Annotated in this window: 21 protein-coding genes; 10 read left to right on the top strand and 11 right to left on the bottom strand. The window is 63.4% G+C overall.

Annotation, left to right across the window (positions count from 1 at the left end; translation table 11 throughout):
• Positions 1-133 precede the first annotated feature (133 nt).
• A complete protein-coding gene (locus NO347_RS07930) occupies positions 134-592 on the top strand; it encodes a pyridoxamine 5'-phosphate oxidase family protein (RefSeq protein ID WP_256289085.1) in 459 nt (152 codons plus the stop codon).
• Between the two features lie 80 nt (positions 593-672).
• The gene (locus NO347_RS07925; protein ID WP_256289084.1) at positions 673-1,269 is read left to right on the top strand and encodes a DUF7978 family protein; all 597 of its coding nucleotides are present in this window, start codon (positions 673-675) and stop codon (positions 1,267-1,269) included.
• Positions 1,270-1,382: 113 nt separating this feature from the next.
• Here the strand turns inward: NO347_RS07925 and NO347_RS07920 are convergent, their stop codons facing one another.
• On the bottom strand, positions 1,383-1,931 hold the full coding sequence (locus NO347_RS07920; RefSeq protein ID WP_256289083.1) for a GNAT family N-acetyltransferase: 549 nt from the start codon (positions 1,929-1,931) through the stop codon (positions 1,383-1,385).
• 75 nt (positions 1,932-2,006) lie between these two features.
• Positions 2,007-2,708, bottom strand: a complete 702-nt coding sequence (locus NO347_RS07915) for a metal-dependent hydrolase (protein WP_256289082.1) — start codon at positions 2,706-2,708, stop codon at positions 2,007-2,009.
• A gap of 204 nt (positions 2,709-2,912) precedes the next feature.
• Here NO347_RS07915 and NO347_RS07910 point away from each other — a divergent pair, with 204 nt between their 5' ends.
• Entirely contained in the window at positions 2,913-3,620 is a 708-nt protein-coding gene (locus tag NO347_RS07910; protein ID WP_121569834.1) for a helix-turn-helix domain-containing protein, read from the top strand.
• A 68-nt stretch (positions 3,621-3,688) separates the two neighbouring features.
• On the opposite strand, the gene hmgB is transcribed toward NO347_RS07910, so the two are convergent.
• From hmgB to NO347_RS07880, 6 genes are all read right to left on the bottom strand, one after another.
• Positions 3,689-5,026, bottom strand: a complete 1,338-nt coding sequence (gene hmgB / locus NO347_RS07905; protein ID WP_256289081.1) for a hydroxymethylglutaryl-CoA synthase — start codon at positions 5,024-5,026, stop codon at positions 3,689-3,691.
• Between the two features lie 72 nt (positions 5,027-5,098).
• Positions 5,099-7,426 (bottom strand): archaellin/type IV pilin N-terminal domain-containing protein, encoded by a 2,328-nt coding sequence (locus NO347_RS07900; RefSeq protein ID WP_256289080.1) that lies wholly within the window; start codon positions 7,424-7,426, stop codon positions 5,099-5,101.
• A 15-nt stretch (positions 7,427-7,441) separates the two neighbouring features.
• Entirely contained in the window at positions 7,442-9,121 is a 1,680-nt protein-coding gene (locus tag NO347_RS07895) for a hypothetical protein (RefSeq protein ID WP_256289078.1), read from the bottom strand.
• Positions 9,122-9,282: 161 nt separating this feature from the next.
• The gene (locus NO347_RS07890; RefSeq protein ID WP_256289077.1) at positions 9,283-9,882 is read right to left on the bottom strand and encodes a DUF2150 family protein; all 600 of its coding nucleotides are present in this window, start codon (positions 9,880-9,882) and stop codon (positions 9,283-9,285) included.
• Positions 9,883-9,944: 62 nt separating this feature from the next.
• Positions 9,945-10,793, bottom strand: a complete 849-nt coding sequence (locus NO347_RS07885) for a TatD family hydrolase (RefSeq protein WP_256289076.1) — start codon at positions 10,791-10,793, stop codon at positions 9,945-9,947.
• Between the two features lie 146 nt (positions 10,794-10,939).
• The gene (locus NO347_RS07880; RefSeq protein WP_256289075.1) at positions 10,940-11,449 is read right to left on the bottom strand and encodes an NYN domain-containing protein; all 510 of its coding nucleotides are present in this window, start codon (positions 11,447-11,449) and stop codon (positions 10,940-10,942) included.
• A gap of 175 nt (positions 11,450-11,624) precedes the next feature.
• On the opposite strand from NO347_RS07880, the gene NO347_RS07875 reads away from it, so the two are divergent.
• Entirely contained in the window at positions 11,625-11,894 is a 270-nt protein-coding gene (locus tag NO347_RS07875; RefSeq protein ID WP_256289074.1) for a DUF7999 family protein, read from the top strand.
• Positions 11,895-11,944: 50 nt separating this feature from the next.
• Here the strand turns inward: NO347_RS07875 and NO347_RS07870 are convergent, their stop codons facing one another.
• Complete coding sequence (locus NO347_RS07870; RefSeq protein ID WP_158599350.1) at positions 11,945-12,121, bottom strand: hypothetical protein; 177 nt, start codon at positions 12,119-12,121, stop codon at positions 11,945-11,947.
• A 199-nt stretch (positions 12,122-12,320) separates the two neighbouring features.
• On the opposite strand from NO347_RS07870, the gene NO347_RS07865 reads away from it, so the two are divergent.
• The 6 genes from NO347_RS07865 (at position 12,321) to gcvPB (ending at position 19,868) form a co-directional block, all read left to right on the top strand.
• Positions 12,321-13,664, top strand: coding sequence for an MFS transporter (locus NO347_RS07865; RefSeq protein ID WP_256289073.1), 1,344 nt, complete (start codon positions 12,321-12,323; stop codon positions 13,662-13,664).
• A 157-nt stretch (positions 13,665-13,821) separates the two neighbouring features.
• Complete coding sequence (locus NO347_RS07860) at positions 13,822-15,360, top strand: globin-coupled sensor protein (protein WP_256289072.1); 1,539 nt, start codon at positions 13,822-13,824, stop codon at positions 15,358-15,360.
• 210 nt (positions 15,361-15,570) lie between these two features.
• Positions 15,571-16,665 (top strand): glycine cleavage system aminomethyltransferase GcvT, encoded by a 1,095-nt coding sequence (gcvT, locus tag NO347_RS07855; RefSeq protein WP_256289071.1) that lies wholly within the window; start codon positions 15,571-15,573, stop codon positions 16,663-16,665.
• A complete protein-coding gene (gene gcvH, locus NO347_RS07850) occupies positions 16,665-17,045 on the top strand; it encodes a glycine cleavage system protein GcvH (protein ID WP_256289070.1) in 381 nt (126 codons plus the stop codon). The genes gcvT and gcvH overlap by 1 nt, the downstream gene beginning before the upstream one ends.
• A 130-nt stretch (positions 17,046-17,175) precedes the next feature.
• Entirely contained in the window at positions 17,176-18,447 is a 1,272-nt protein-coding gene (gene gcvPA, locus NO347_RS07845; RefSeq protein WP_425492363.1) for an aminomethyl-transferring glycine dehydrogenase subunit GcvPA, read from the top strand.
• Positions 18,447-19,868: an aminomethyl-transferring glycine dehydrogenase subunit GcvPB gene (gene gcvPB / locus NO347_RS07840; RefSeq protein ID WP_256289068.1), complete on the top strand. Its 1,422-nt coding sequence runs from the start codon at positions 18,447-18,449 to the stop codon at positions 19,866-19,868. The genes gcvPA and gcvPB overlap by 1 nt, the downstream gene beginning before the upstream one ends.
• Before the next feature lie 21 nt (positions 19,869-19,889).
• On the opposite strand, the gene NO347_RS17460 is transcribed toward gcvPB, so the two are convergent.
• Positions 19,890-20,057 carry a DUF7838 family putative zinc beta-ribbon protein gene (locus NO347_RS17460; RefSeq protein WP_256289254.1) on the bottom strand — a complete coding sequence of 56 codons (168 nt, stop codon included), beginning with the start codon at positions 20,055-20,057 and terminating at the stop codon, positions 19,890-19,892.
• A gap of 124 nt (positions 20,058-20,181) precedes the next feature.
• A complete protein-coding gene (locus NO347_RS07830; RefSeq protein ID WP_256289067.1) occupies positions 20,182-21,456 on the bottom strand; it encodes an RNA-guided endonuclease InsQ/TnpB family protein in 1,275 nt (424 codons plus the stop codon).
• Positions 21,457-21,602: the final 146 nt, after the last annotated feature.

Raw genomic sequence — 21,602 nt, 5'->3', positions numbered from 1 at the left:
AAGGAGCGAGGCCCGTTTAGTGGTTGCGGGGTGGCACCGCGCAGATCGCGCGCTGTCGGAGTCGGCTCCCGAACGGCTCCCTTTTGTTATAACCGAGCGACAGTTTATGGTCCCGTGGCACCTATTATCACGTATGTCCGCAGACGAGAGCGCTGTCGTGCTTGACCGCGAAGCGATCGACGAACTGCTCGGGACGGGCGGCGTCGGCGTGCTCGCGCTCGCCAGCGACGACGACCCATACGCGATTCCTGTCTCCTACGGGTACGACGCCAACGCCGGCGAGGTGTATCTCCGCCTCGGGTTCGGAACCGACTCCGAGAAACGCGAGTACCTCGCCGGCTCCGATCGAGCCGCGCTCGTCGTCACCGCCGAGGGCAGCAGCGGCTGGGAGTCCGTCGTCGTCCGCGGGCCGCTGGTGGAGATCCCCGAAGCGAGTATCGACGGGACGGTCGTCGAGGCGATCCGCTCGATCGACATCCCGTTCTTTACCATCTACGAGGAACCGCCTCGGGAGCTGGAGTACACGCTCTACCGGTTGCGCCCCGAAGAGATCACCGGCCGCCGCGAGAAACCGGCGACCGGAATCGAGTAACCGGGTGCTTGCCGACGGCGACTTCGTCGGCGTCTCACTCGACCACAAGACACCTATAGGAGTACTCTCACGTGGAACCGATGGCACGATCCGAGTCGACACCGACGTCGCGGCGAGGCTACGCCCCGGACGGTCGAACGCTCGGTATCGCCGCGCTGGGCGGCGTCCTCGCGTATCTCGTTTCGTACGCGCTCACGTACGCAGTGACCGGCCAGCAGATCTCGAACTCGCTTGCGGCCCGGGTTCTAGAGATCGCCACGGGCGACCCCGGAACGTGGAAACTGGTCGGCTGGGTGTTCTACAACGCACACTTCGTCACCAGCGAGATCCCCGGGCTGTTCGGATCGACGGCCGTGAACCTCGTCGGGCGCGGCGACACGTTCTCCGCGGCGCTCTTCGTACTCCCGCCGGTCGCGCTCGCACTCGCGGGAGCGCTCGTGGCGGCCCTGAGCCGGTCCGAGACCCCGATGGCCGGCGCGGTCGGCGGCGCATCGGTCATCCTCGGCTACCTCCCGCTCGCGGTCGTCGGCGCGTTCCTCTTCGCCGTCGACGTCGGCGACGCCACGGCCGGACCGACGCTAGTCACGGCTATTCTACTCGCAGGACTCGTCTACCCGCTCGTCTTCGGCGCGTTCGGCGGGGCGCTCGGTGCGCTCGCCACGCCCGGGCGCGCGTGAGGCTCCGAATCTGATAGGGATTATCGTAACTGTTCGGAGATTCTCGCCGTACTGTCCGCCGAGAAATCTATGCGGACTTACGATAATCCCTATGAGTTATCGGCCGCTCTGCGTTACAGATCGCGAGCGACCATCTCGCCCCAGTGCTCGAAGCCGTATCGCTCGTAGAATGCCTGTGCTCTGTCGTTCTCGCGGTCCACGTCGAGAACCATCCGATCGAGCGGGAGGTCCTGGGCACGCGCGCTCTCGACGGCGGCGTTCATCAGCGCGTCGGCGACGCCCGTTCCGCGGTAGTCGGGAGCGACGAAGATCTCGTTGAGGATCGCGGCGTCCCAGACGAACGACAGCGACTCCGGGAGGACGAACGCGTAGCCGACGACGTCGCCGTCGCCGTTCTCACTGTTTTCCGCTGCTGCCGCTTCGTCGACGGCGACGAGGACGCTGTCTGGGTCCTCGTCGACGCAGCGGTCGACCCACGCGAGCCAGCGCTCGCGGTACTCCGCCGTCAGTTTTTCCTCGTAGACCGCGCCCTTCTCCTCGCCACCGGTGTCCGCGCCGATTCCGAGCTCGAACCCGCGCTTCAGTTCCCAGAGCGCGTCGCGGTCGGTATCAGTGTCGTACGATCTGATCGTGGCGTCGGCCGACGTTGCCTGCTCGGTCATCAGTCTCACTCGACGTCCGGAGCGCAAGAACGCTGCCATCTCCGCCGAACCGGTAGTGAAGGCTCGACCGTCCGATCACTCCTCGGCGTCCGCGCCCGCTCCGGTAGCGCGCCGCGTCTGCCACAGTCGGACGGCGGTCACAAATGCCGAGAGGGGCAGTAACCACGCGCGAAAGCCCGTCATCGCCACCGGGAAGATGCGCTCGACGCGCTGTGGCTGTCCCGAGCCGCTGCTCCCGTCGCCACTCGCCGTCTCGACGCCGAGTGTCGGTTCGACGTCCAACACCGTCCGGAACGCGAAGTTCTCCGTCGTGCGCCGTGATTCCGTCTCGGGTGGTGAGAGATCGACGAACGTCTGGACCCACCCGCGGTCCGTCGAGTAGAACAGTCGCCCGTCGACCGTGTAGAACGTATCGTGGAGTGGATAGAACGCGTTCACGCCCCCGACGACGAGGTCGGGGACGATCGCGGCTCCGAAGAGGCAGCCGACCGCGACGAACGCGACTCGGAGCCCGCGGTTGCCGTATCGCTGGCGGACGATCGAGTCGGCGCCGCGTCGGGCGTCCCACCACAGCAGGGCGAACAGGGCCGCGGGGAAGAGCAGGGTGTGGCCGACAGAGCGGTGTGCGCCCGAGAGGATCGGTTCGAGCGCCACGTCGAGGTCGGGGAGCACGGTCGCCGCGGTGACGACGAGTGCGCTCCGACCGTCGAACTCCTCTCCGAGGAGCGCGGCGGCGATGAGGAGTGCGAGCGCGACGTGGACGAGCGTCGATGGCACGACGGTACTCTACGCCCGACCAGACTTGAACGTTCGTGCGTTGCTACACCGCTTCTCGCCCCGCGACAGCGATCCTGTCGGCCCCGCCCGGCGGTTATACTCTCGGCGTTCGTCGAACCCCCCGTTCGATACGCTTTTGCGACCGCCTCCCCCAGTTCCCAGCAGTATGTATCGTGAGCGGTCGATCGCGGAGGGCTGGAAGCCGTGACGACGGTCCCTCGAGAGGATCTCGCGCGGCGAATCGCGGGCGAAATTACGTTGAGTGACGATCCGGGCGCGACGCTTCGCAAGTGGCGCACGGACTTCGACGTCTCACAGACGGCGCTCGCCGAACAGTTGGACGTCTCCTCGTCGGTCATCTCCGACTACGAGAGTGGCCGCCGCGAGAGCCCCGGCATCGGCGTCGTCAGACGGATGGTCGAGGCGCTCCTCGATATCGACGAATCTCGGGGCGGGGGTCGCATCCGCCAGTACGCTCGCGTCATCTCTGCGGGATTCGAGAGCGACATCGTCCAGGACCTCCGGGAGTATCCGACGTCCATTCCGCTGGAGACGCTGTACGACGCGATGGACGCGACCGAACTCGTCCGCGGCGATCAGGACCGGATCAGCGGCCACACCGTTATCAACAGCATCGAAGCGATCACGCGTCTCTCCTCGGAGGAGTTCTACCGCCTCTACGGCCAGTCGACCTCGCGCGCGCTGGTGTTCACGGGTGTCACCCGCGGGGAGTCGCCGCTGGTCGCGATGCGCGTCGTCAATCCGACGCCGAACGCCGTCATCCTCCACGGGCTTACCGAGGACGACCTCTGGGAGCACGCGCCCGCGCTCGCCACGATCGACGGCTTCTCGCTCGCGATCTCGAATCGGGATCTCGACGAGATGCTTGACGATCTGCGGCGACTCCCGTAGGTACTCGACTGCGGTCGCCGCGAGAGAAAGAACAGTCGCTGCCGCCGATCCGCGCTCCTCGTAGCGACCTATTCGACGTACTCGTAGCGCCGCTCGTTCATCCGGCCCCAACCGGTGAAGACGAACTCGCCCTCTGGTTGGGTGAACTCCTCGACTTCGACTTCCTTCTGGTGGTTGTGGACGTCGTGGACGAGTTCGTACTCCTCGAAGGAGAGATCGTAGCGGTCCGCCAGTTGCGCGTCGACGTCGAGACCCTCGACGCCCTCGCGCCAGCCGTCGCGGACGGTTTCAGCGTGGATCTCCGCCTGCGCGCCCGAGCCGTAGGAGCCGACGAGCATCTTCTCGCCCGCGAGGTCGACGTCCTCGGACGCGGCCGCGCGGAGGGCCGAGAGCCGAGCGAGATGCACCGAGGCTGTGTACCAGTTGCCGACCTGCCCGGAGACCTGGATCGTCGGCTCGATCGCCTGCTCGTACCACTCTTGGTACTGACGCGTCCCTTTCAGTTCGTCCATATACGCGCGGATCGCCTCCTCGTAGTCTTCGCGCGTCTCGTAGTTCTCCTCGCGCGGCTGCATCCCGATGTCGTCGGCGAGGGCGTCCTCGATCTCGGTGTCGCGCGTGATGTGCCGGTAGCCGAGCAACGCGGCTTTTCGGACCATCCCCGGATACGGCGTGTGGAACGGGAAGTAGACGAAGTCCTCGGGGTGAGTGTCGCCGGCGACGGACTCGTAGTCCTCCAGGGCCTCGCGCATCCGCGCGAGATACACCTGGATCGAGCGCTTGCCGTCGACGCTCGGGAACTGCTGATTCGGCTTCAGGAAGTCGGTCTCGTCGGCGCTGCCGTACCCCTGCTCTGTCGAGAGGGCGACGATGTCCGGCTCCTCGTCGATGAGCATCGCGACCGCACCCGCACCCTGGGTCGCCTCACCTGGGTCGCCGCGCTCGTAGAGCGCCGTGTCGGTCGCGATCACGAGCGCCGCGCGCCCGCGATTTCGCCCCGCGCGGATCCAGTTGTACGCGTCGTCGAGACACTGCGTGCCCGACAGGCAGGCGAACTTCCGCTCGCCCTTGTTCGCGTGGTGGAAGTCGCCGTCGTACACCTGTTCAAGACAGCCCGCGATGTACGTCGAAACGGGCTTCGAGTTGTCGAAGGCGGACTCGGTCGCGACGTCGATGCGACCGATGTCCTCGGGCGTGAGGCCTTTGCGGTCCATCAGTTGCTTGGCCGCGTTCGCGCCCATCGTGACGATGTCCTCGTAGACATCGGGCAGCGAGGAATACTCGATACCGATGCCTTTCGTGTACTTTCCAGGGTCTTCGCCCTTCACTGGCGCGAACGTTTCCGCGAGGTCCAGGCGGAGTTTCCCAGACCAGAGTTCGATGGCGTCGATGCCGACGGCAGTCATAGGGTCGCATTTCGAGGCTGCGCATATGGTTTTGTCGATGCCTCCGTACGTCGTTTGTCGAAGGAATATGTCTCAGCTACCTCCGGCTGCGCCCGATTCCGGATCGCCGACTACCGCGCTTTTCGGAGAGACTTCCAGATACTCGTCCGTGTCGTGGATAACGGCGTCGGTGACATTGACGACGTAGGCGTTTCCGTCACTTCCGGCGTCCTGTCCGCGGCCCTGACTTTGGCCCCTCCCACGTCCTTTACCTTCTCCTGGGCCGTCGCTTGATTCCGCAGGCACCACAGCTGTCGCGTGGCCACGCGACCGAATCTTCGCCTTGACGAGCTGTATGTCGCCCGCGTCGCTCACTGTGAGAGAGATGCTGTCGTAACTCTCTGCGTTGTCGAGTGTTGACGCTGTGGCGTCAATTCCGTGTCTCGCAGTTATCGAGATTCCCTCTTTGCTGACCGCCGTGGCGTCATCGATTGCAAGGTGCTTTCCGGAGTTCACTTTGATGTTATTCCACCCCTCGGAGGTATCCAGGTCAGCGCTCGTCAGGGTCACGTTTTCCTCACCAGTGAGGCGGAGACTTCCCCTTGTTTTGACTGATAGGTCACGTCCCGCGAGCTGACGGCTCTTGGACGTGACGTACACTCCGCTCCACCCAGCTGTATTGTCGATCGTTGCCTCCGTCAGTCGCACTGCTGATTCCGCGGTGACGGACACTTTCCCACCGGCAGTAAGACGGGTGTGCACGGCGTCAATGGACTCGCTATCCGAGGTCACGGTAACGCTGCCGTCTCCCACCTCGTTGGTGATCAGCGATTGGCCGACATTGACGGCGCTCGATCCTGTAATCTCTATCGAACTCCGGGTGAGTATCTCTGCGTTTCGAGCGGCAATCCCGTCTTCACTTTCGACAGTCACGCTTCCTTTCGACCTGATAGTCATCCGATCGCCCGACACCGAACCCCTATCTGTCGAGACAGTGACGCTGTTCCACCCCGCTGCGTTGTCAATCGATGCGGAGGTAAGACCTACGTCCGTCGATCCGGTGACAGAGATACTTCCTTTCGAACTCATCTCAGTGCTGTGAGCGTCGACAGCCCCGCTGTCGGACACGAGGGTGATGCTATTGCTCCCAGCAGCGTTAGTGATCGTAGCCGATCTCATCTGGATGCCCTGCGACCCGGAGACGACGATAGAACCCTTCGAGGTGACACTCGCTCCGATGGCGGTGACGGTACTCTCCCCGGATTTGACGGTGATACTATTCGACCCTCGAAGATTATCGATCCGTGCGCCGCGTAGTTGCACCGGGCCTGGTGCCGAGACGGTGATACTTCCGCGCGAGGTTACAGTTGTCCCTGCGAGATTAGTCTCTCCTTCGCCGGACTTGAGACTGATGCTATTCCAGTTGGCGGTGTTGTCGACGAGGGACTCCGTCAACTGCACGCCGCGGTCTCCAGAGATTGAGATGCTTCCCCTCGATTGAACGGATGCACTGTGTCCGCTGACGTGGCCCTCGCCTGATTTCACCGTGACACTGTTCCATCCGTCTGCATTGTCGATTGTGCCTTCAGGAAGAGCGACGTATCCGGGCACGTCGAGCGAGACTGAACCTTTCGTTCGTAGCGTCCCGGAGAGGCTTACGTTCTCGGCACTCAGATCGATCGCGTTCCGCCCAGTATCGACCGTTACGCCGCTCGGAACGCGAAGCGTGGCCGACGACGCCGTCTCGGAGTAACTCCCGGGAACCGTCCCAGACGAGAGGTCTACGGTCACATCTCCGTCAGTAGTCTCGTACGCTCCATCGTCGTCGATGTCCAGCCACGGTTCGTCAGGGACCTCGGCGTCTTCGTCTTCGTCACCGTCGTCGTCTTCCTCGTCGTCATCGTCTTCCGTCGGCGGATCTGCATCAGGAATCTCCTCTCCCCGGGCGGCTCCTGGATCCTGCTCAGAAATCGTCAGTATGCGTTCTGCGAGCAGCGTACCGGTTGCTCCGTCTCTGACCGTGACAGTCACCTCCGTACCGCTTGATTGATTCCATCCAAGCCGCCAACTCTCCCCAGGTTCGAATTTCCCATCGTCGCCGCCTTCGATTACCGCTCCGTCGTTGAACGCGAACGAGAACTCCCCGGAAGCGTTGCCGACGTTGACGCGGAGTGACTCTGTGGAGAGTGATCGTCCTCCGTTGTGCGAGAGTGTGAGAGACTCATTAGTCGCCGTCATCACGATGTCCACCGGTGTCCCGCCTGCGCCGCCCGCAGACCCCGCTGTATCACCTGCCGAGCCGCCGGTCCGTGAGGCGACGTAGTACGCGCCGAACGTCGTCGCGCTGACGACGACAATCGCGACTAAGAGAACTGTTCCGATGGATTCGGCTTGGGCGCGATTGGGTGTGGTCTTGTGCATATGAATGTGTGTCAGCTACGCCGTCACGTCGAACGACTCGGTGTATTCGGTTCCACTAACAGTGTACGTGACAGTCACAGTTACTGTGCTTCCTGCCATATCAACGGGACTGCCACTCCCCCCTGGACCTGCACTAATAAATTCGTAGATATAGAATCGAGCAACTCCGTCTCCCGGAATGCGTGCAGTTTCAGACAGGGTCCCGAGAGAACCAATTTGCCAACTATCTTTATTTTCGTTACTGTCACCAGACTCGTAGTAGCCGTCTTCCGGGTTCTCTGTATTGGCTCCGTCGTCACCTACGTCAATGAACGTCTCTCGGTCTTCAGCACCGTTCTGAGAGCTGGAACCTTCGTAAACCTTAGCTGCACTATCTGTCGATAACTCTATTTCCGTAATAACGGCCTCTTGCGATCCGCCATTGTCGACGACGAACTGTATCCCCGTCTGTTCGTACACCTCTCCGCTCCCGGCACGGAGTGTAAGAGGTCCATCAGTACCAACACCGGGTCCGCCACCTCCTCCAGTCTGCACTTCCATATCATACTGCACGTTCTCGTTTCGTCGCGCCTCGAACTGACTGTCGTCCACGTCATATGGAGAATTCTCCGCAAACCGCGACGTCACGTTCACCCAGTCCGGACCCGCCGTTCCCGCAGTGTACTGATATCGGTAGCGTCCAGTTTCGAGGACGACGCCATTGGGAATGTCTGGCCCGGCCACGACGTTGTCTCTGACCGGATTGTTGTACTTGTCCCTCGATTCCACCTCGAAAGAGTACGTCTGGCCTGCGAACGGACTCTCCGGGAGGTCCTCGACGCTCGTCAGATACGCGGTGTCGGTCTCCTCGACATTCGTCCCGACGCCGACTTTCGAGAGTTTGAGCTGGTACGTGACGCCCTGATCGAAGACTAACTCGACGCCTCGCGGATGAGAGTCGACCTCGACGTACTCGCTACTCTGTTCGACTGCGTCTTCCCACTCATCGACACCTAGTTCGGTCGGTACGACGATCGAAATATCGGCCGTCTCGTTCGAGATACTGATCGTACGCGTCGAGACGCTCACCGCGCGAGGGTCGACGGTGAGCGTGCTGGCCCCACCGCGCGAGAGGCTCCCGTCGAGCGCGACGAGTGAGATCCGCTTCCCCGAGACGATCGACTGATCCGTCAGGAGCGTCGTGCCCCCCGCACCGAAGCGGTTGTAGACGAGGCCGTTCTCGTAGGCGGTGGTCGGTGCACCGTCGTAGTTCGCGTAGCTCGGCTGGTAGACCAGCGACTTGGTCGTGTAGTTGTGCGGTGTCCCGTCCCAGAAGTCCGCCGTCTCAGGGTTGTCGGTGCGATCGGTGGTCAGATCGTCGGCCGTCGCGTTCCTGATCGTGATATTGCCAAGCGACGACGTCGAGAGCGTCCCGCTCGGTGGCGCGGGATTCACGGCGACGACGCGCGTGGGATACTGTGTCCCGAGTTCGACGCTGGCCGGCGCTGACGATCCCGTCGCGGCCGTACCGAGGATCGTATTTCGGACTTCCTGCAGATCCGACTGGACGCGCTGGTTGTGCTGGAACTCGATCTGTCGGTTCTCCTGTGGAACGACAGTCGCCTGATACAACGAGAGTGAGATAACGAGAAATCCCAGGAGCAGGACCGCTCCGATCTGTACCGTCACGGCCCTGTCGTCGCCCCCGAGAGACATACCCCGGAATCGGCGACTGGTGGATAAAAATATGCCGGCAAAGCGGCACGAATCGAGGCCGAGATCGCATCGGAGACCGACGCTCGCGTCCCGGTCACGGGAATGGTAGAGTGATTGTCACTCCCGGCCACCGCGAGTGCCGTCGCGACGACGCGTGCCGCTCAGTCTTCTTCTTCTTCGACGACTTCGGGATCGCTCATCGCGCTCTGGAGGCTGTCCAGTCCGTTGACCCACTCGGAGACGAGCCCGTACTCGAGCTCTTCGACGACGGCCATATCGAGTTCGTCGCCCTCGATGATCCGCGTGCCGGCCTGCACGAGGTAGCCGAGCGCGGCGTCCATATCGTCGTCCTGCTCTGCAGCGGCGGCGGCCTCGACGTACTCCGTCAGCGGCGCTTCTTCGGCCGCACCGGCGACGATGTACTCCTCCGCAGCGTAGAAGACGCAGACGAGACTCGTCTGTACGCCGTCGATGAGCATCACTTTGTCCTCGCGCGCGGCCTCGTCTTCGATGTCCAGTTCGGGCTCGGAGAGGACGATCGTGCGGACGCGTTCGAGTTCCTCGATCGCTTCCTCGTCTTCGAGCCGTCCGTCCTCGTACGCAGAGACGATCTTCGCGACCGCGATGGCCGCGTCGTCCTGCAGATTCAAGAGCAATCGCGCGGAGTCCTCGTTTTCGGGGTCGAGGTCTTCTTCCTCGACACGCGAGAGCCAGTTTTGCCAGCGTTCTTCGGTGTAGTAAGTCTCCTCGGCCTCGGTCATATTCCACCATTTCCGCCGGGATTCAAATGCCTTTCTTGTCGAGGGTCCCGACGAGCGCTCGACTAGCGTGACAGCGCCGCACACGTGTCGATCCCGTAGACGTCGGCGGGAGTCTCGACGTGAGCGCGCTCGACGGCCGCGTCGTACCCCGATTCGAGGAGCCATCGCACGCGACGCGGCACGGTCTTCGGACCGAGCACCATCCCTGGACGGTCGGGATCGTCGACGAAATCCGTCTCCATCAGGAACGGCTCACCCGATTCAGCCGCGACTTCCAGGCGATCTTTCTTGCTCATCACGCTCGGCGTCGGGCCCGCGAGCGTCCCACCGGCGTAGTGTTTCACCACCTTGTGGGCTGAGAGCCCGCGCGCTTCGGCCCACTCGGCCACCTCGGTCAGGTCGTCTGTCGCCTCAGTGTGCAACTGGACGGCGCAGCCGTGTTCTGCGCCCAGCGAGAACGCGTGGCGCATTACCTCGTTCGAGGCCTCCCACACCGCGTCAGAGACGTCGTAGTGCGGCCGCCCGGACTTCAGCGCGAGCGCGTCGCCCCCGGCGACGTACTCCGCCGCGCAGTCGAGTCCCGCCTGCATCAACGCGCTCGCGTCCGCCGGCGAGAACCCGCGGTCGTCGACGAGCTTCGAGACCAGACCCGGATGGACGCCGAGCACGGGCCACGCCCGGCCCGGCAACAACTCGGTCGCTTCCTCGACCACGTCCATTGTCGTCTCGAAGACCGGGCGGAAATCCTCACCCGTCTCGGGTTCGACGCCGAGGAGCCAGGAGGGTTTGTTCACGACGAGTAGGTGGGTTCCACCGAGCCGCGCGAAGTCGCGGACGGCGTCGAGGCCACGGCCGTGCACCGGGTCGAGATGTAGGTGGTTGTCGAGCACCGGCGTGCCGAGATCTTCCATACGCGCCCCTCGGCTCGCCACTCAAAAAATTCGCCCGTTTGTCGCTGGGCGGAAAGGACGGTGTGGCGGAAAGGTCGGTATGGGCGGCCAGGACGATGACGCGTCGCGGTCGTCGCGCGTGTCGCGAACGACGTCGCCTCCGACACCTACGCGTCGTAGCCGACGAGGGTCGGGCTGTCCTCGTCTTCGTCTTCGTCTTCCTCTTCCTCTTCGAGTGTGACGCGCTCTGTCGCGGCGTTCCGCAGGGCGTCCGAGCGGCCGAACTCGCCGGGGGCGATCGCGAAGGTCCGACAGCCGTAGGAGTTCGCCGTCTCGATCGCGGGCTTGAAATCGGTGTCGCGGGAGGCGATAGCGATGATGTCCGCACGGTCTTCGACGGCAAAGCGGGTCACGTCGACGGCGAGCCGGACGTCGACGTCGCCGCTCGTGACGATCACCTCGAAGCCGCGTGCTTCCGCCGCCTGGATGAGCCCCGGCGTCGCGTGCTCGTCGAGATAGAGCCGTATCGCCGTCAGCTGCCCGACGGCTGCAGCCGCCTCGCGTACGTCGTCGAGATCGACGTCGAACTCGTCGCGGAGGACGTTCGGGCCGTCGACGAAGAGCGCGACCCGCGGCTCGTCCGCCTCGTCGGCGAACAGGCGTCCCAGGAGGTCCATAGCACCGATTTCACGGGGACCGACATAACGCCGACGATGCCGGCCGCCGCCGAACGCGGATCGCGGAGGCCCCAACCGGCGGTGTGGTATGTCTAGAATATACACCTATAACACCTATTGGAGTATGTTTATGAAGTAAGTCGGAGGAATAGTGGACATAACGAGTCCGATACCGATGACTGAAACAGATTCGTTCACTGTCGTCACCGCGATGAACCCACACGATGCGCTGACCGTTCGGTCCACGACCACGCACGCGACCTACCAGTTGGTCGAGTACACCGACGAGTCCACGCGTGACGCGCTCGCGTCGCTGCAGCCAGGCGAACCGGTACGGCTGTCGCTTTCACGCATCGGCTGGCGCGGCAACGTCTGGCGCGTCGACATTGCGTCTCACCGTGTCCACCCAGAGGCCGTACGGACCGAATCGCAGGCCGGAACGTAACCGGAACCCACGACGAGCCGGCGGTGGTACGCCGCGTCCTTCCCGCGCACTCAGAACGAGGTGTCGTCAAGCACCGTCTCGAACAGTGCCGCGACCACCAGTGCGCCGGCGACGATCACGCCCTCGACAATCCCGTATTGGAACGGGTAGACCGTGAGAGCGATCAGGACGCCGGCGCCGACGAGGCAAATCACCGCAACGAGTAGTGCGCGTGTGCGTCGCCGCATCGCTGTGAAGTCACCTCCGTACGCCGGATTACAGACGCCAAATCTGTAATATGTGTCGGCACCGCCGACACCGGATCACGTGCTCGCTGGGTGTGATCTTCCTCGCGAACGCAGTCCCGCGCTGTAGCGCTACGACGTTCGATTCGGGACGTCCAGCAGGTGGATATTTCTCTCTGCCGCACGCGCGCTCAGACACCTGATGACACAGGAGCGCGTCGGCCAGGGACGGGACGAATCGGGACCACTGGATACTTTCCGTCGCTTTTTCGCGCTCGAACGCGACGTACTGGTGCTGTCGCTCGCGATGTTCGCGTTCAGTCTCGGCTTCCAGATGACGAACCGCTTCCTCCCGGAGTATCTCGTCGCGCTCGGAGCCAGCGGCTTCGTCGTCGGGCTGTTCGGCACGGTCGGGAACGTCATCTCGGCCGTCTATCCGTACCCGGGCGGTGCGATCTCCGACCGGATCGGCTCCCGCTACGCGCTGACCGTGTTCGGCCTGGTGTCGACGCTGGGGTTCACCGTCTGGCTCCTCGCGCCTGGCGTCGGTCCGGTGTCGCTCGCTGGCGTGACGATCCAGCCGTGGATCTGGATCTTCGTCGGCCTGCTGCTCGCGCAGGCGTGGAAGTCGTTCGGCCTCGGTGCCACGTTCGCGGTCGTCAAGCAGGCGACCGAGCCCTCGCGGTTGGCTGCTGGGTTCGCCAGTACGGAGACGTTCCGCCGGACGGCTTTCCTCGTCGGCCCCGTCCTCGCCGCCATCCTCATCGGTCTCCATCCGGCGTTTACGGTGAGTTTCCAGTACGTTCTCGGCGTCGCCGTCGCGTTCGGCGTCCTCGGGACGGTCGCCCAGCACCTGCTCTACGACGCCAACGAGGACACGCTCGGCGACTCCTTCGCGGGCCTTGACCGGATCCGTCGCGACCTCCGCGAGATGCCGACGACGCTGCGGCCGCTGCTCGTCGGCGACACCCTGGTTCGGTTCGCCAACGGGATGGTCTACGTGTTCTTCGTGCTGGTGATCACGCGGATCTACCAGGTCGGATTCGCGACGACCGTCTCACTCGCCGGCTTCTCGTACGCGATCGACCTCTCTCCGGAGGCGTTCTTCGGCTACCTGCTCGGCGTGGAGATGCTCGTCGCGCTGCTCGTGATGGCACCCGCCGCGAAGGCCGCAGAGCGTGTCGGCCTGAAGCCCGTCGTCGCGCTCGGGTTCGCAGTGTACGCGCTGTTCCCTGTCGTGCTCATCAACGCGCCGGGGACCGCGACGGCGATGGTCCTCGTCTTTGCGTTCTCGGGGTTGCGATTCGCCGGTCTCCCCTCGCACAAGGCGCTGATCGTCGGCCCCGCACAGCAGGGGGCTGGAGGGCGAGTCACTGGTACGTACTACCTGCTCCGGAATACGATCGTCATCCCTAGCGCCGCCCTCGGCGGGTACCTCTGGGAGTTCGTGAGTCCGGAGGTCGCGTTCACCATCGCCGCCGCAATCGGCGTCGTCGGCACGGGCTACTTTCTCCTCTTCGGCGAGGAGTTCGAGGCGTATGCATAAGCAACGGCTACTTCGACTGCGGTACTCTCACGCCAACGGAATCGTTCTCCGTTCTTTCCCCCTCCACGATCCGACCGCTGATATTTAAACACACTGTATATTCAATGTTGATAACAAGAAATAGAGTTTATAATATCTTAGTATTTTCATTTGCGATATGGGGACAATCACCAAGCAAGAGCGGGGGCAGGTGGACGGGCAGCGATTAACCGAGAAGATCGGTATCGACGACGGCGAGATCAACTGGCGAAAGGACTTCACGCAGTTCGACGAGGCTGACTGCCAGAACCTCGAACAGACGGCGCCGGTTCTCGACGACATCGCCGAGGACCTCGTCGACGACTTCTACGATCACATTCAAGCGTACTCGGAGTCGGTCGCGATACTCGAGTCGTCCTCGAAATCGGTCGAAGCTCTCAAGAAAAGTCAGATCGAGTACTTAAAAGGACTCGGACGGGGAGAGTACGGTCGCTCGTACTTTGATCGGCGGGCTCGGATCGGGAAGATCCACGATATGCTCGATCTCGGACCGAAAATCTACCTCGGGGCGTACGCCATCTACTACGAGGGGATACTGCAGGGAATCGCGGACGAAGTGAAATCGAGCGTACGCGCGGCGGTCGACGAGCCCACGGCCGCTGCGCGGAACGGGCACGACTCGGCGTCTGCTGTCGAGGAAGCAGTCGAAGATGCCATTGACACCGTCGTCGACCGGACGCTCTCGGTCCTCAAGCTCATCAATCTCGACCAACAGGTCGCGATGGACACGTATCTGCACTCCTACACCGAACGGATCGAGCGGGAACTCGATCGGCAGCAGTCTGTCGCCCGTGACGTCGACGCGTCCGTCAGTGCGCTGCGGGAGGCGTCTGACGACGTCTCCGAGTGCGCTCACGAGATCCGCGAGGTCACCGTCGAACAGTCCGAGAGTATGACAGAGGTCTCGGGTGAAGTCTCGAACCTCAGCGCCACCATCGAGGAGGTGGCGTCGACCGCGAACCAGGTCGCGACGACCAGCGAGCGCGCCGAGACGCTGGCCACGGAGGGCCGCGAGTCGGCCGCGGACGCGATGGACGTAATGGACGACGTCGGCGAGGCTGCAGACGAGGTCAGCGACGACGTCGAACAGCTCAAAGCGCGCGTCGAAGAGATAGACGAGATCGTCGAGGTGATCAACGATATCGCCGATCGGACGAACATCCTCGCGCTGAACGCGTCGATCGAGGCCGCGCGGGCGGGTGAGGCCGGTGACGGATTCGCGGTCGTCGCCGACGAGGTGAAATCGCTGGCCGAGGAGTCACAGACGCAGGCCGGTCGGATCGAAACGATGATCGACGAGATCCAGGCTGACACCCAAGAGACGGTCGCCAGCCTCGATACGACGACCGACCGAATCGACACCGGCGTCGACAGCGTCGGCGCCGCGATGGCGAAACTGGACAACATCGCCGAGGCGGTCTCCGAGACGTCGAGCGGCATTTCCGAGGTCGCAGACGCGACCGACGATCAGGCAGCGAGCACCGAGGAACTCGCAGCGACGATCGACGAAGCGAGTCACCGCGCCGAACGTATAGAGACCAAGATCCAGGACGTCGCGGATGCGGTCGACCAACAGGGAGAGAGCATCGACGCGATTTCTGAAACCGTGCGAGAGCTCACGGATAACGGCCAGCAGCGGAATTCGGTCGGTTTGTGAGGAGCGAAACTCCCCGTATCCGTCTCGATGCAGCCTCCCAGCAACACATACCCCCACGTTCAGTGCCGACCTGGCGAAGCGGCTCGGCGAGCCGTGATTATACGCTTGCCAGAGAATCCGACATTTTCATATCGCGGTATAAAATTTATGACGCTGCTAGCGGCCACAGAGCATACCAAAACATTTCTTGTACCAAACCAAGCCATCAGTATGGCCCATCGGAAGCCACCGCTGTACGACGTGTACGCCGCAGATGCGACGTTCACGGAGTTCGGCGGATGGGATATGCCGGTCGAATTCGACTCGATTCGGGCGGAACACGCCGCCGTCCGCGAATCGGTCGGGATCTTCGACGTTTCGCATATGGGCGAAATCGTCGTCACCGGCTCGGATGCAACGGCGCTGATGCAACGGCTCACCTCCAACGACGTGAGCGCGCTCGCGCCCGGAGACTCCCAGTACGCGATGCTCACCGACGAATCGGGGACGATCGTCGACGATACGATCGTCTATCGGTTGCCCGACGAGGAGACGACGCGCTACCTGTTCGTCCCGAATGCGGGCCACGACGAGGAGGCGTATCGGCGATGGGTCGACCACCGGGACGAGTGGGACCTCGACGCGGAGGTCCGAAACGAGACCGACGCGTGGGCGATGCTCGCCGTCCAGGGACCCGACGCCCCGGACGTCGTCGACACCGCGACCGACGTCGACGTGACGCCGCTCTCGTGGGGCGAGGCCACCTACGCCGACATCGACGGCGTCCGCTCGTGGGTGTCGCGGACGGGCTACACCGGCGAGGACGGGTACGAGATCCTGTGTCCGAGTGACGACGCCGAGACCGTCTGGTCGGCGTTCGAAGGCGACGTAACGCCCTGTGGCCTGGGCTGTCGTGACACCCTTCGTACCGAGATGGGCTTTCTCCTCTCGGGGCAGGACTTCGATCCCGTCGAGGAGCCACGCAACCCCTACGAGGCCGGCGTCGGCTGGACTGTCGACCTCGACACCGACTTCGTCGGCCGCGACGCGCTCGCCGAGATCGAACGCGAGGGCGTCACCGAGACGTTCGTCGGGCTGATCCTCCGCGAGCGCGGGATCGCCCGGCACGGCCACGAGATCGTCGCCGACGGCGAGGTCGTCGGGCACGTGACCAGCGGGACGATGAGTCCCACCCTGGGAGAGGCGATCGCGCTGGGCTACCTCCCGACAACCCTCGCAGACCCCGGCACCGAACTCAGTGTCGTCGTTCGCGACCAGGAGAAACGAGCGGAAGTCGTATCCACACCATTCATCGAGGACAACTAATGTTCGAAACACCCGAAGACCGCAAGTACCAGGAATCGCACGAGTACGCAACCACCGACGGCGAGACCGTCACGATCGGCATCACCGACTTCGCACAGGACGAACTGGGCGACGTCGTCTTCGTCGAACTGCCCGAGGTCGGCGACGACATCGCCCAGGGCGAAGAGTTCGGCGTGGTCGAGTCGATTAAAGCCGTCTCGGACCTCTATGCCCCGATTTCGGGCACCGTCACCGAGGTCAACGAGGAACTGTTCGACCGCCCGGAACTGGTGAACGAAGACCCCTACGGCGAGGGGTGGATGCTCAAAGTCGACCGCGCGGACGACGCGGACTTCGACGCGTTGCTCTCGGCCGACGAGTACCGCGAGCAGACCGAGTGAGGGCGACTGTGAACGTGACTGCGATCGCGGTTGCTGTCCACAACGGAGAACACCGATGAGCAATCACAACCGACACGAACGCGCCCAGGGAAGTCCCTACGCACCGCACACGCCCGAAGACACGGCCGCGATGCTGAACGCGATCGGCCTCGAAAGCGAGGCCGAGTTGTTCGACGTCCCGGCGGAGGTCCGCTTCGAGGACGAGCTGGGGATCGAATCGCGGAGCGAGCGCGAACTCCGCGCGGAACTGTCGTCGACGCTCGCGAAGAACGCCGATCTGACGGAGTTCCTCGGCCGCGACCACCACACCCACTACGTGCCGTCGCTGATCGACGAACTCTCCGAGCGATCGGAGTTCCTGACGTCGTACACGCAGTATCAACCCGAGATCACGCAGGGATTCCTCCAGGCGCTCTTCGAGTACCAGTCGCTCGTCGTCGAACTGACCGGCCTGCCGATCGCGAACTGTTCGATGTACGACGCCGCGACCGCGCTCGGTGAGGCCGCACGGCTCGCCGGGCGCGTCCGACAGGCGTCGGGGACGCGCGTGCTCGTCCCGGAGATCCTCCACGAGAACAAGCGCGCCGTCCTCGAAAACTACGTCGACGGCACCGACCTCACGGTCCACACGTATCCGATGGCCGACGGTACCGTCGACGTTGAGGCGCTCGCTGCGGCCGCCGACGAGGAGACGGCGATGATCTACGCGGAGAACCCGACCGTCCACGGGACGATCGAATCCCGACTCGCAGACGTTGGCGACGTCGCAGACGACGTCGAGGCGCTGTTCTGTCTCGGTTCGGACGTCGTCGCGCTCGGCCTGCTCACCGAACCGGCGAGCGTCGGTGCCGACGTCGTCGTCGGCGAGGCCGACGCGCTGGGACTGCCGACGGCCTACGGGATGGGTCTCGGTCTGTTCGCCACGCGCGAGGCGTTCCTCCGACAGGTGCCCGGCCGACTCGTCGGCGCGGGCGAGGACGCCGCGGGCAAGCGCGCGTACACGCTGACGCTGCAGACGCGCGAACAGCACATCCGCAAGGAGCGCGCGACCTCGAACATCTGTACCAATCAGGCGTGGGTGGCGCTGCGAACGGCGATGCACCTCGCGTGGCTGGGTCCCGACGGACTCGTCGACCTCGCGAGCCAGTGTGTTCGTGAGGCGCAGTCGCTCGCCGAGCGACTGAGCGAACTTCGAGGGGTCAAAGCCCCCGTCCACGACCGTCACCACTTCAGGGAGTTCCTCGTGCGGACCGATCAGCCTGCGTCCGCCATCGCGAACGACCTCGAAGCGAGCGGGTTCGCGGTCCACGTCGTCGACGACCACCGACTGCAGGTGTGCGTCACGGACGTGAACGCCGCAGCGACGGACGCCCTCGTGGCGGCGTTCGAGGAGGCGCTATAATGAATCACGATCAGGCACGCTACGGCGACGACGAACGGTACGAACCGCTGCTTTCCGAAAAGGACACGACGAGCGTCGACGTCGACGAACAGTCGCCGCTGCCCGACGACCTGACGCGCGACAGCCTCGAACTGCCGGGCCTCTCAGAACCCGAGATCGCTCGGCACTACACGCGGCTCTCGCAGATGAACTGGAGCGTCGAGAGCGGTCCGTACCCCCTCGGGTCGTGCACGATGAAGTACAATCCATCGTTCACCGAGGACGTCGCGGCCGACCCCAACGGCGCTGTTCACCCCGACCGATCCGAAGCGAGCCTGCAGGGGACGCTCGAAGTCCTCCACGGCCTGCAGGACTACTTAGCGCGCATCGGCGGGATGGACGCGGTGACGCTGCAGCCCCCCGCGGGCGCGGCCGGGGAGTTCACCGGCATCCTCGTCGCGAAGGCGTACCACGAGTCTCGCGACGACGACCGTTCCGAAGTGATTGTCCCCGCGTCGGCTCACGGCACCAACTTCGCGAGCGCCGCGATGGCGGGCTACGACGTCGTCGAACTGCCCTCGGGCGAGGACGGCCGCGTCGACCTCGACGCACTGGAGGCGGCCGTCTCCGAGGACACGGCGGCGCTGATGCTCACGAACCCCAACACGGTTGGCCTGTTCGAGCGCGACATCGTCGAGATCGCCGATATCGTCCACGACGCCGGCGGTCTGCTCTACTATGACGGCGCGAACCTCAACGCGCTGCTCGGCCGCGCTCGACCGGGCGATATGGGCTTCGACGTGATGCACTACAACGTGCACAAGACGTTCGCGACGCCGCACGGTGGCGGCGGTCCCGGAGCCGGTCCGGTCGGCGTCGTCGACGACCTCGTGGAGTTCCTTCCGAGCCCGCGGGTCTGCGAGACAGAGGGCGGGTACGAACTCTGCGAACCCGAACAGACCATCGGCAAGGTCCACGGCTATCAGGGCAACTGGCTCGTGCTCGTGAAGGCCTACGCGTACATCGCGCGCCTCGGCGACGAGGGGCTCGAAGACGCCTCCGCGAAGGCGGTCCTGAACGCGAACTACCTCGCCGAACAGATCGACTACGAGATCCCCTACGAGCCGTTCCATCACGAGTTCGCCGCGACCGCGGGAGATCGGGACGCCGCCGACGTGGCAAAGCGGATGCTCGATTACGGCGTCCACCCGCCGACGACGAAGTGGCCCGAGTTCGTTCCCGAGGCGATGCTCACCGAGCCGACCGAGGCCGAGAGCCGCGCCTCGCTCGACGACCTCGCGGCCGCGTTCAACGCCGCGATGGCCGACTCGATCGAGGACGTCGAGAGTGCGCCGTCGAAGACGACGGCGCGGCGAATCGACCAGGCTGCGGCCGCGCGAAACCCGCGGCTCTCCTGGCACGCACTCGGCGACGAGGAATAGAACTCGCAGTCGGCAAGCGGCCTACGCGTCCGCTTTTGCAGTACTGATACCGTTGATCTCGATGAAGCCGTAGCCACACTCGCTGCAACGCCACTTCGTCTTCGTTCCGAGGTGCAGTTCCATCGACGCCGTCTTCCAGAACTCCGTGTTGCCACACTCGGGGCAGTCGTACTCGCGTTCGAGACTCATACCCGCGATTTTGGCGTGGTCGGTGTTGAAGATACTGATTCGGTCGATGTCGCGGGCGAGATTGACATCCTCCCGCGCCTGAAGACGCGGGAATCCCACGGCACCGCACCGCTGAGTTGGGATATTACGGTTCGCGGTTCACAACCTGTTCTCGTGGGGCGAAACGGCCCTCACTACGGTCGAACAGGTGAACCGCTGGCTGTGCCAACCAGCCGTTATCCCTATCACCGCCATCCGTGGCGAGACTTGGGAGTACCTTTTGCCGAATATTCTCCGCACCATTTACATCAGCGTTCGCAACCGTATCGCACTTCTCACACACGTACAGCCCACGTTCAACTCGCTGGTTGTCATCTGTGTGGCCGCACGCCGAACACGACTTCGACGTATCGCGTTCGGACACCAACTCAAGGTCAATGCCTTCCGCTTCCGCTTTGTAGTCGAGTAGCGTCGTGAAGCGGTCGAATGCCCACCCGTGCAAGTCGAGATTTCCGTGGTCGCCCCAATTCTGAGGTTCACCGTTCTCGTCGTCCTCACGGATCCCGCCAAGATCGCCAACGACAAGCGTACCGACACCCCGTTCGACACACTCATTCACGATGGATTTCGAGAGCGCGTGCAAGAAGTGTGTCCGCCGACCAGCCCGTTTCCGGTCAAGACGAGTGGCTTCACAGGATGAGGAATCGTCGCATTTGGCTTTCTTTTTCGTGAGGTAGTACTCGTCCTCTTTCAGTGCGCCACCGGGATACAACACAGATTCACCGCCGAACGAGACGGCCGCAAAGTTGCATATCCCGAGGTCAACACCAGCCACGTCGTCGCCCGGTGATTCCGGGTCGATGGTAGTGCGACAGACGAATTGAAGCCGCCACTCGTCCCGTTTGTAGACGGCGCGAACCTGTTGAATGTCCCACTCAGTCAGGTCAATATCCGGGCGAGTCTGGTACTCGCACAGAATGAAATCTGAACGGTGTTCTTTGAGGTTGCGACCTTTCGAGAGGCGAACGCGGGTGAACTGAGCGTCGTGCTTGAAGCCAGCCGCTTTGAACGACACCGTTGAACGCGGGTGGGAGTCTCCGTTTTTGCGGTAGCCGGGCGGTCGAGCACGGTCGTCGCCGTTCCGACGCTTGCCGAACCAGCCGTTGAACGCTTCAGCGAGTTCTTCGAGAACGCGCTGACTGGATTGAGAATGCAAGTCCGTGTAGCGTTCGTGGCCTTTGAGTTCGGCTTTGAGTTCCCCGTCATCGGGGATTTCGCCCGTATCATCCCACTGTTCTTGTGCGTAATAGCGACCGACATTCCAGAGTTTTGAGGCGGCCCATCCGAGTTGGTCGAGGTCGTCACGAACCTGTTGCTGGTTCGTGATGGTGGCCTCGAATGTTCGGACGGTACGACTCATTTTCTGGCTTCATAACTGGTTATGAATGTTGTTTTGTTAATAGTGTCGGTTGGCGTGGAATATCCGGCCTTGCTATCGACGGTGGATTGTGTAGGAGTTGTCGGATTCATCCTGACTCTAAAGGGTCAGGTATTCTCCTTGCTTGT

It is taken from the genome of Halobellus inordinatus (assembly GCF_024464655.1).
In the GTDB taxonomy this organism is placed as follows: Archaea; Halobacteriota; Halobacteria; order Halobacteriales; family Haloferacaceae; genus Haloquadratum; species Haloquadratum inordinatus.
Note: the sequence above shows the minus strand (reverse complement) of the source record. Positions and strands in the feature narration are given on the sequence as shown.

Coding starts and splice junctions, on each gene's coding strand:
- NO347_RS07890 (WP_256289077.1), bottom strand. CDS start 9,882: ATGACCGAGGCCGAGGAGACTTACTACACCGAAGAACGCTGGCAAAAC.
- gcvPA (WP_425492363.1), top strand. CDS start 17,176: ATGCTGAACGCGATCGGCCTCGAAAGCGAGGCCGAGTTGTTCGACGTC.
- NO347_RS07875 (WP_256289074.1), top strand. CDS start 11,625: ATGACTGAAACAGATTCGTTCACTGTCGTCACCGCGATGAACCCACAC.
- NO347_RS07895 (WP_256289078.1), bottom strand. CDS start 9,121: ATGTCTCTCGGGGGCGACGACAGGGCCGTGACGGTACAGATCGGAGCG.
- NO347_RS07930 (WP_256289085.1), top strand. CDS start 134: ATGTCCGCAGACGAGAGCGCTGTCGTGCTTGACCGCGAAGCGATCGAC.
- hmgB (WP_256289081.1), bottom strand. CDS start 5,026: ATGACTGCCGTCGGCATCGACGCCATCGAACTCTGGTCTGGGAAACTC.
- gcvH (WP_256289070.1), top strand. CDS start 16,665: ATGTTCGAAACACCCGAAGACCGCAAGTACCAGGAATCGCACGAGTAC.
- NO347_RS07920 (WP_256289083.1), bottom strand. CDS start 1,931: ATGACCGAGCAGGCAACGTCGGCCGACGCCACGATCAGATCGTACGAC.
- NO347_RS07885 (WP_256289076.1), bottom strand. CDS start 10,793: ATGGAAGATCTCGGCACGCCGGTGCTCGACAACCACCTACATCTCGAC.
- NO347_RS07900 (WP_256289080.1), bottom strand. CDS start 7,426: ATGCACAAGACCACACCCAATCGCGCCCAAGCCGAATCCATCGGAACA.
- gcvT (WP_256289071.1), top strand. CDS start 15,571: ATGGCCCATCGGAAGCCACCGCTGTACGACGTGTACGCCGCAGATGCG.
- NO347_RS07870 (WP_158599350.1), bottom strand. CDS start 12,121: ATGCGGCGACGCACACGCGCACTACTCGTTGCGGTGATTTGCCTCGTC.
- NO347_RS07925 (WP_256289084.1), top strand. CDS start 673: ATGGCACGATCCGAGTCGACACCGACGTCGCGGCGAGGCTACGCCCCG.
- NO347_RS07865 (WP_256289073.1), top strand. CDS start 12,321: ATGACACAGGAGCGCGTCGGCCAGGGACGGGACGAATCGGGACCACTG.
- NO347_RS07830 (WP_256289067.1), bottom strand. CDS start 21,456: ATGAGTCGTACCGTCCGAACATTCGAGGCCACCATCACGAACCAGCAA.
- gcvPB (WP_256289068.1), top strand. CDS start 18,447: ATGAATCACGATCAGGCACGCTACGGCGACGACGAACGGTACGAACCG.
- NO347_RS07880 (WP_256289075.1), bottom strand. CDS start 11,449: ATGGACCTCCTGGGACGCCTGTTCGCCGACGAGGCGGACGAGCCGCGG.
- NO347_RS17460 (WP_256289254.1), bottom strand. CDS start 20,057: ATGAGTCTCGAACGCGAGTACGACTGCCCCGAGTGTGGCAACACGGAG.
- NO347_RS07860 (WP_256289072.1), top strand. CDS start 13,822: ATGGGGACAATCACCAAGCAAGAGCGGGGGCAGGTGGACGGGCAGCGA.